Genomic DNA, 1,853 nt, shown 5'->3' on the forward strand with positions numbered 1-1,853 from the left:
CCGCGGCCGTTCGCCCGCTCGGCCGCGGCACCCGCGGCGCTCCCGGATCCGGAGGCGTCCGGCCGCCCGTCACCCTGGCCGGGGGCGAGTTCGTCCCGCTCCGTCCCCTCGACCGGTCCGCGGCTGTCTTCGGTCATCCCCACTCTCCTACCGGGCATGAATCTCGTTGATCCGCGCTCATCGTCGCCGACTCGGCATGTGATGAGCGTAAAGCTCTCAGCAACCGCCTTTCGGGCATTCGGCGGCCGCACCGGTCCATTCTCCGGGATCGCCGAACCGCCACCGCACGGGGCGTCCGGAAACCGGCCTCCGGCCTGCGCGAGCGCCGCCCGGCGAGCCGCCGTCGATGCCGGTGCGCCACCGCTCGGAGCCCCTGCTCAGCCGCCCCTCCGGACGGCCTCCGGCGCGCTGCTCCCGGCGGCGATCCTGTCAAGATCATCCCCGCCGGGGCCGTTCCTGCCGAACCGCTCCCGCAAGGCCGTCCGGGCTGGAATGCGCCCGCCGGGACGGTCAGTCGAAAGGGTCGGCCCAGGAGACGAGGCGGCCGAAACCCCGGCGCATCCGCGTCCAGAACGAGGCGCGGGCGTCCGGGAAGGCCTCGGCGACGGCGGCGGCCGTGCTCTCCGGCGCGTCGGTGAGCACCGTGTAGACGTAGTCGCCGCGCTGCTCGACCACCCAGTTGCGGACGGTGTCGCGGCGGTAGGCGGTACGGCCGTCCACCTTCTCCCGCGTCCATCCGTTCAGCCCGCGCGCGTCCAGCCCGCCGTGCTGCACGAACACCGACACGACGGCCAGGCCGTCGGAGTAGCTGAGGTGCAGCGCCTCCCCGCCGGACCGGACGGTCGAGCGGCGCGCGTCGTACAGCGCCAGCCTGCCCGGCAGCCTGCGCGGCACCGGCCAGCCGTCCTGCCGCAGCTCGTCGATCTGCGCGGACGTCAGCTGGACCTCGGCCGGGACGGGCGTCATCCGCCCGGCGGTGGTCGGGTACGGCCCGGGGGACGCGTCGCCGGGCTCGTCGGCGCGCACGGACGCCCCCCGCACCGGCGCGCGCTGGAGCGCCACCGGGGTGACGACGCGGAAGCGGTTGAAGCCGATGACGACGACCGCGCGGCCCTCGGCGTCGAGCAGCTCGCGGTGCAGCATGAGGCCGGTGTCGGCGTCGATCCAGAAGCGGCCGGCGGTCGTGCCGTCGCCGCGCCGGGCCTCGACGACGGCGGCGCGGCGGCCGCACATCGTGCCGTCCGGGCGGCGCACCAGCGAGTAGTTCCGGGCCAGCAGCGCGATCGTCGCCGGTGTCACGCCGACCGGGACGTTCGCGCCCGCCACGTGCTCGACCCGCGCCTGCGAGGTGTGCGAGCCGTGCCGTCCCCACGTGGTCAGCACCCGCTCGCCCTCGTAGGACACGGTGGCCGCCGCGTCGGCGGCGGCGCGCAGCAGGCGCAGCGCGTCCGGATCGCTCGGCGCGGGACGGCTCGCGTGCGCGTCGCCGGTCAGCACCGCCCCGGCGCACACGGCGCCGGCGAGGCCGAGCGCCGCGAGCACGCGGCGTCCCCGGTTCCCGCCGTCCCCGCAGGGACGGCGCGGCCGCGGGTGGACGGGCCCGGTCACGGCTCCGGGGCGGAGGGGACGGCGGTCCGGAGCGTGCCCGGATCGGTCAGCGGGTCGGTGATGGGCGTGTCGCCCGAGGTCAGCGCGTGCTCGACGGCGAACCGGTCGAACGCGGGCGTGACGGTGGGGGCGTCCTGCTCGCCGCCCGCCGCGTAGGAGGCGACGCCGAGGCCGAGGAACAGCGACGCGGCGCCGACGGCCAGGTAGCGCCGCCGGTGCGGGCGTCCGGACCGGGCGGGGCCGCC

Annotated in this window: 1 protein-coding gene and 1 pseudogene; both read right to left on the reverse strand. The window is 77.0% G+C overall.

Going from position 1 to position 1,853, the window contains the following annotated elements; translation table 11 throughout:
* Positions 1-510: 510 nt before the first annotated feature.
* Complete coding sequence (locus AB0J52_RS38640; RefSeq protein WP_500188012.1) at positions 511-1,542, reverse strand: MucB/RseB C-terminal domain-containing protein; 1,032 nt, start codon at positions 1,540-1,542, stop codon at positions 511-513.
* A gap of 62 nt (positions 1,543-1,604) precedes the next feature.
* A pseudogene (locus AB0J52_RS38645) lies at positions 1,605-1,853 on the reverse strand (hypothetical protein); the annotation flags it as partial.

Origin of the sequence: Spirillospora sp. NPDC049652 (assembly GCF_040675125.1) — a bacterium.
In the GTDB taxonomy this organism is placed as follows: Bacteria; Actinomycetota; Actinomycetes; order Streptosporangiales; family Streptosporangiaceae; genus Spirillospora.